A 6,746-nucleotide genomic window follows, 5' to 3' on the forward strand; every position below is an offset into this window, starting at 1 on the left:
ATCATTTGTGTGGCGCCGGGATGGCGCATCCCCATGCCTTCTCAGCACTCGGCCCTACATACGCTCTACAACGATCACCATGGCTGGCTCCATTCATGGCTGCGCAGCAAACTGGGCAATGGCGCCGATGCCGCCGACCTCGCCCAGGATACGTTTGTACGGCTGCTCAATCGCAGCGAACTGCTTGAGCTGAAAACCCCGCGAGCCTTCCTGCGCACCGTTGCCAGAGGCCTGGTCATCGACCATTGGCGCCGTGAAGAACTTGAGCGGGCCTACCTGGAAGCCATTGCTCATTTATCGCCCGGCGAAACCCCTTCGCCCGAGTCCCGCGAGCTGGTTTTCGAACTGCTGGAAAACATTGCCCGAATGCTCGACGGCCTCAAACCCAAGGTCAGGCAGGCGTTTTTGCTGGCTCAATGCGAGGGAATGCCACACAAGCAGATTGCCGCCCGGATGGGTGTCTCCCTGCGCTCGGTCGAACGCTACATCGCCGATGCCCTTTATCACTGCTATCTGTTGCGATACGACGCATGAGCCGTACCTTGCAGCCGTCTCGCCACAACCAGCCTTCGCCGCAGGTCGTAAGGCAGGCCATTCAGTGGTCAATACGCCTGAACGACTCGTCAGCCGACCCAGGCCTGCGCAAGCAGTGTGAACAGTGGCGCACCGAACACGCGGATCACGAGTGTGCCTGGCAACGTATCCAGACCTTGAGCAATGAGCTGAACAGCAGCTTCCAGGCATTACCCGGATCGGGAGCCGCCTTTGAAGCCCTTGAGAAAAGTGCGCAGCGACTGGGACGCAGGCAAACCCTGAAATTACTGTCCGGCATCGCGGTGCTGGGCTCCGCGGCCTGGCTCTCTCGTGATATCGCGCCCTGGGAGCAATGGCAGGCCGACTTTGCGACCGGCGTGGGCGAGCGCAACAGTTATCGGTTGCAGGATGGCACGGACCTGCAATTGAACACCGACAGCGCGGTGGATCAGGACTTCAATGCCCGGCATCGCCTGATAAACCTCACACGCGGAGAGATTCTGGTTGCCTGCGGGGCCGACTCGCACAGTGTCACCCCTAGGCCGTTACTGGTGCAGAGTCGCCATGCTCTGTTTGAAGGTATCGGCGCACGCTTCGTTGTTCGCCAGGATCAGGACAGCACCCGGGTCAGCGTGACGAAAGGCAGCCTGATTATCCGTTCGCCTGCCACCTCGCCTGTAGACGTGAAGGCTGGCCAGAGTTATTCGGTTTCCGGACAGCGCGCCACCCTGTTGCCGCCACCGGATATGGAAGCGGGTGCCTGGGCCGACGGCCTGATCGTGACGAAGGGGATGCGCCTGGGAGATTTCCTCGCGGAAGTCGGGCGCTATCGCCGTGGTTACCTTGGGTGCGCGGATGACATTGCCGATCTGCGTCTTTCCGGTGTGTTCAGGCTGGAAGATACCGACAGGCTGCTGGAGGTTCTGCCTCAGACGCTTCCTGTGAAGCTCAGTTACCGCACGCGCTGGTGGGTGACATTGCAGCGTCAGGCCTGATTATTTTTGGCGGGTTTGGCTCAGGTGTCCGGCATGGAGATCAGTAACCCTCCTTTTCTGATTGAACGTGACGGAACTGCCTCCCATGACACGGCCTCAAGGTATATCGCATTCATCCGACTCGCCAGCGCTACGCATGGCCATTCGGGCAGCATTGATCTCCATGACTCTGGGCACAGCGGTCCTGCCGCTTCAGGTGCAGGCTCAGGAAAGCGGCTCATCAGCCAGCGCCATACGCAGCTACTCCATACCGGCAGCACCGCTGGGTGATGCACTGAATCAATTCGCCCGGCAGGCGGGCATCACCTTGTCCGCTACACCGGCACAAACGGCAGGAGCCCGCTCAACGGGATTGCAGGGCAATTATTCAGTCGATCAGGCATTGAGCATTCTGCTGGGCGGCAGCGGCTTGCAGGCCGTGTCACAGAATGGCAGCACTTATGTATTACGTGAGGTTGAAAACCAGACGCTATCGCTGCCAGACACGGACATTCGCGGGTTTGCCCTGGGCAATGCCTTGGGCAGCATGGAAGGCTACAACGCAACTCACAGCCAGATCGCCACCAAGACCAGCACCTCGTTGCTGGAAACCTCACAGTCTGTCTCGGTGGTCACCCGCCAACAGATGGACGATCAGGGCTCGCAGACGGTTGCCCAAGCCATGCGCTACACACCGGGCGTACTGACCAATCCCTATGGCGCGACTCATCGATACGACTATGTGGCGATGCGCGGTTTCAACGACGGGTCTGTGGATAACATCTATCTGGATGGCTTGAAGTCCATGGGGGATAGCGGGACTTACAGCACCATGCAGGTCGATCCGTACTTTCTTGAGCGGGTCGATATCCTCAAGGGGCCTTCGTCGGTGCTTTATGGTCGCAGCTCTCCGGGCGGCCTGGTGGCGCTGACCAGCAAGAAACCTCTTTATGAGCCCTATCACCAGATCCAGGCCACTGTCGGCACACAAGGCCAGCGAGGCCTGGCCTTCGATTTCAGTGGGCCTGTGGATGAAGACAAACGCATTGCCTATCGTCTGACCGGACTGACTGACAGATCCGACACTCAGTTCGATCATGTGGAGGAGAAGCGCTATGCATTGGCTCCCACTGTCAGCATCGATTTCACCGAAGACACGTCGCTGACACTGCAGGCTTATCTGCAGCATGATCCCGAAGGCGGTTATCACGGTGGCGTGCCGGCAGATGGTGCACTCCATCAACGCAACGGCCAGCGCATTTCGCAGAATTTCTTCGATGGCGAGCCAGGCGTAGATGGCTTCAGCCGCGACCAGCAGTCATTCGGCTATCAATTCGAGCATCGCTTCAATGATGTCTTCACGGCCCGGCAGAACTTTCGCTACCTGGACTCCAAAGTGAAGAACGATCAGGTTTACGCCTATGGCTGGACCAGCGCGACCGGCAATGAACTGAACCGTTATTACTCGGGGGGCGATGAGCGTCTGCATGCATTCATCGTCGATAACATGCTGCAGGCGGAGTTCTTTACCGGGTCGGCCAAACACACGACATTGCTCGGCGTGGACTATCAACGGCGCAAGACCGTGGTTGACTGGACCAGCGGCCAGGCAGCTCCCCTGAATGCTTTCAATCCCGTGTATGGCAATTCCGCCATCAGTTATTACAGCCCAACCAGTTACCTGCGTCGCCTGGAACAGACAGGCCTTTATGCGCAGGACCTGATCGAACTGGACAAGTGGCGCTTCTCTCTGGGACTGCGCCAGGACTGGGTGGAAACCTCGGACGAGAACCGACTGGCCGAGACCGGGCGACCGGCAGGAACCGAAATCAGTGACAAGCGAACCAAGCTCACTGGCCGGGCCGGGGTGCTTTACCTGTTCGATAACGGGATTGCGCCGTACCTGAGTTATTCCGAGTCATTCAACCCGAACTCTTACTCCGACAGCAGCGGTAACCCGCTGGCACCTACGGACGGCACCCAATGGGAAGCCGGGATCAAGTATCAGCCGCCAGGTACCGACAATCTGTTTACAGCTTCGGTGTTCCATATCGATCAGGAGAATCTGGCTTCCAAGCTGCCTCAAGAGAACTTCTATCGCCCTGTTGGCGCGGTACGTTCCCAAGGGCTGGAGCTTGAAGCGCACATGCAATTGACCGACAACTTCAAGGTGCTGGGCAGTTACACACTGACGGACATCGAATACTCGAAGTCGATGATCAGCACATTGAGTACCGCCACCAATATCATCGAGAACAAAGGCAACTCTCCTACACAGGCACCGAGGCAGATGGCTTCAATCTGGGGTGATTATGCATTCAACAGCGGTGCTCTCGACGGGCTGCGTCTGGGCGGTGGTGTGCGGTATGTCGGCTATAGCTGGGCGGATGCTGAAAACACCATGAAGGTTCCGGCTTACACATTGCTGGATGCCTCCGTGGGATATGACCTGAGCAAGGTGGGGCTGAAAGGTGTTGATGTGCGGGTGAATGCCAACAACCTGACCAACGAATCCTATGTGGCGTCATGCGCAAGCCTGAGCTTCTGCTACATGGGCGAAGAGCGAAATGTGAGTGCGACCCTGAGTTATCAATTCTAAGCAGCCGCTCTTACTCAGCAGCCAGCCTTCGACAATGGAGGCTGGCTTTTTCATGGGCGCTGGTTGAGTAACCGTTTGCAGGAAGCAGAAAGACAAAACCCCTGTCTGCGTCAGCAGACAGGGGTTTCGGAATGAATCTTGACGATGACCTACTCTCACATGGGGAAACCCCACACTACCATCGGCGATGCATCGTTTCACTACTGAGTTCGGGATGGGATCAGGTGGTTCCAATGCTCTATGGTCGTCAAGAAATTCTGTGGCTAATCCGTTACCAGGTAACGTGTCAGCAAAATTGAGTGACTTCTACTTAAAGACAAAACCCCCACCTGCGTTCGCAGATGGGGGTTTCGGAATATAATCTTGACGATGACCTACTCTCACATGGGGAAACCCCACACTACCATCGGCGATGCATCGTTTCACTGCTGAGTTCGGGATGGGATCAGGTGGTTCCAATGCTCTATGGTCGTCAAGAAATTCGGTAGCCGGTGCGTGAAGGTTCACGTGCCAGCGAATGGGTCTGTAATAGCGTTTTTGCTGCGTTAATTTGTGTGTGGCGCAAACTTTCGGTTTGTCATCTTCACTCACCACAACCTGCGTCAGCAGATTGCTTGGGTGTTATATGGTCAAGCCTCACGGGCAATTAGTATGGGTTAGCTCAATGCCTCACAGCACTTACACACCCCACCTATCAACGTCGTAGTCTTCGACGGCCCTTCAGGGAACTCAAGGTTCCAGTGAGATCTCATCTTGAGGCAAGTTTCCCGCTTAGATGCTTTCAGCGGTTATCTTTTCCGAACATAGCTACCCGGCAATGCCACTGGCGTGACAACCGGAACACCAGAGGTTCGTCCACTCCGGTCCTCTCGTACTAGGAGCAGCCCCTCTCAAATCTCAAACGTCCACGGCAGATAGGGACCGAACTGTCTCACGACGTTCTAAACCCAGCTCGCGTACCACTTTAAATGGCGAACAGCCATACCCTTGGGACCGGCTTCAGCCCCAGGATGTGATGAGCCGACATCGAGGTGCCAAACACCGCCGTCGATATGAACTCTTGGGCGGTATCAGCCTGTTATCCCCGGAGTACCTTTTATCCGTTGAGCGATGGCCCTTCCATACAGAACCACCGGATCACTAAGACCTACTTTCGTACCTGCTCGACGTGTCTGTCTCGCAGTCAAGCGCGCTTTTGCCTTTATACTCTACGACCGATTTCCGACCGGTCTGAGCGCACCTTCGTACTCCTCCGTTACTCTTTAGGAGGAGACCGCCCCAGTCAAACTACCCACCATACACTGTCCTCGATCCGGATAACGGACCTGAGTTAGAACCTCAAAGTTGCCAGGGTGGTATTTCAAGGATGGCTCCACGCAGACTGGCGTCCACGCTTCAAAGCCTCCCACCTATCCTACACAAGCAAATTCAAAGTCCAGTGCAAAGCTATAGTAAAGGTTCACGGGGTCTTTCCGTCTAGCCGCGGATACACTGCATCTTCACAGCGATTTCAATTTCACTGAGTCTCGGGTGGAGACAGCGCCGCCATCGTTACGCCATTCGTGCAGGTCGGAACTTACCCGACAAGGAATTTCGCTACCTTAGGACCGTTATAGTTACGGCCGCCGTTTACCGGGGCTTCGATCAAGAGCTTCGCTTGCGCTAACCCCATCAATTAACCTTCCGGCACCGGGCAGGCGTCACACCCTATACGTCCACTTTCGTGTTTGCAGAGTGCTGTGTTTTTAATAAACAGTCGCAGCGGCCTGGTATCTTCGACCGGCATGAGCTTACGGAGCAAGTCCTTCACCCTCACCGGCGCACCTTCTCCCGAAGTTACGGTGCCATTTTGCCTAGTTCCTTCACCCGAGTTCTCTCAAGCGCCTTGGTATTCTCTACCCAACCACCTGTGTCGGTTTGGGGTACGGTTCCTGGTTACCTGAAGCTTAGAAGCTTTTCTTGGAAGCATGGCATCAACCACTTCGTGTTCGAAAGAACACTCGTCATCAGCTCTCGGCCTTGAGACCCCGGATTTACCTAAGATCTCAGCCTACCACCTTAAACTTGGACAACCAACGCCAAGCTGGCCTAGCCTTCTCCGTCCCTCCATCGCAATAACCAGAAGTACAGGAATATTAACCTGTTTTCCATCGACTACGCTTTTCAGCCTCGCCTTAGGGACCGACTAACCCTGCGTCGATTAACGTTGCGCAGGAAACCTTGGTCTTTCGGCGTGGGTGTTTTTCACACCCATTGTCGTTACTCATGTCAGCATTCGCACTTCTGATACCTCCAGCAAGCTTCTCAACTCACCTTCACAGGCTTACAGAACGCTCCTCTACCGCATCACCCGAAGGTGATACCCGTAGCTTCGGTGCATGGTTTGAGCCCCGTTACATCTTCCGCGCAGGCCGACTCGACTAGTGAGCTATTACGCTTTCTTTAAAGGGTGGCTGCTTCTAAGCCAACCTCCTAGCTGTCTAAGCCTTCCCACATCGTTTCCCACTTAACCATGACTTTGGGACCTTAGCTGACGGTCTGGGTTGTTTCCCTTTTCACGACGGACGTTAGCACCCGCCGTGTGTCTCCCATGCTCGGCACTTGCAGGTATTCGGAGTTTGCATCGGTTTGGTAAGTCG

At 55.8% G+C, this 6,746-nt stretch carries 3 protein-coding genes and 3 rRNA genes (1 of these 6 running past the window's edge); 3 read left to right on the top strand and 3 right to left on the bottom strand.

The window, feature by feature from the left end; translation table 11 throughout:
- The first annotated feature begins 33 nt into the window (after positions 1–33).
- The 3 genes from KQP88_RS24370 (at position 34) to KQP88_RS24380 (ending at position 4,107) form a co-directional block, all read left to right on the top strand.
- The gene (locus tag KQP88_RS24370) at positions 34–534 is read left to right on the top strand and encodes a sigma-70 family RNA polymerase sigma factor (protein WP_221560248.1); all 501 of its coding nucleotides are present in this window, start codon (positions 34–36) and stop codon (positions 532–534) included.
- Positions 531–1,529: a FecR domain-containing protein gene (locus KQP88_RS24375; RefSeq protein WP_253950527.1), complete on the top strand. Its 999-nt coding sequence runs from the start codon at positions 531–533 to the stop codon at positions 1,527–1,529. Before KQP88_RS24370 ends, KQP88_RS24375 begins: the two co-directional genes overlap by 4 nt.
- An 85-nt stretch (positions 1,530–1,614) precedes the next feature.
- On the top strand, positions 1,615–4,107 hold the full coding sequence (locus KQP88_RS24380; RefSeq protein WP_216704418.1) for a TonB-dependent siderophore receptor: 2,493 nt from the start codon (positions 1,615–1,617) through the stop codon (positions 4,105–4,107).
- A gap of 136 nt (positions 4,108–4,243) precedes the next feature.
- On the opposite strand, the gene rrf (KQP88_RS24385) is transcribed toward KQP88_RS24380, so the two are convergent.
- From rrf (KQP88_RS24385) to KQP88_RS24395, 3 genes are all read right to left on the bottom strand, one after another.
- Positions 4,244–4,359: ribosomal RNA gene (gene rrf / locus KQP88_RS24385) — 5S ribosomal RNA — on the bottom strand.
- Positions 4,360–4,468: 109 nt separating this feature from the next.
- Positions 4,469–4,584: ribosomal RNA gene (rrf, locus tag KQP88_RS24390) — 5S ribosomal RNA — on the bottom strand.
- Between the two features lie 148 nt (positions 4,585–4,732).
- Positions 4,733–6,746: ribosomal RNA gene (locus KQP88_RS24395) — 23S ribosomal RNA — on the bottom strand (it continues 879 nt past the right edge of the window).

This window comes from Pseudomonas lijiangensis, from assembly GCF_018968705.1.
Taxonomy (GTDB): Bacteria; Pseudomonadota; Gammaproteobacteria; order Pseudomonadales; family Pseudomonadaceae; genus Aquipseudomonas; species Aquipseudomonas lijiangensis.